Annotated in this window: 1 protein-coding gene; it reads right to left on the minus strand. The window is 70.6% G+C overall.

Features of this window, described 5'->3' with window-relative positions:
- A partial coding sequence (locus tag SB773_RS33460) for a DUF7507 domain-containing protein (protein WP_410594756.1) occupies positions 1 to 252 on the minus strand: 252 nt, incomplete at both ends.

Raw genomic sequence — 252 nt, forward strand, 5'->3', positions numbered from 1 at the left:
TGATCACGGCGCCGAGAGCGACATCCGCGGCCGTCACCGCGTAGTGCGCTGTCGCGGTCGCCGTCTGGCCGGGGAGCAGGGTCCCCGGCGCGGCGGGCCACGTCACGGTGACAGGCGACAGTCCCGCCATCGCGTCGTGGATGGTCACGTCGGTCAGGGTGGTGTCGCCCGTGTCGGTCAGGGTGAAGGTGTACGTCACCGCATCCCCCGAGGCTGCCGGATCGATGATGGTCCGGTCGGCGACCTTGGTCA

Source organism: Bacillus sp. SIMBA_074, from assembly GCF_046534555.1.
Lineage (GTDB): Bacteria > Bacillota > Bacilli > Bacillales > Bacillaceae_G > Bacillus_A > Bacillus_A mycoides.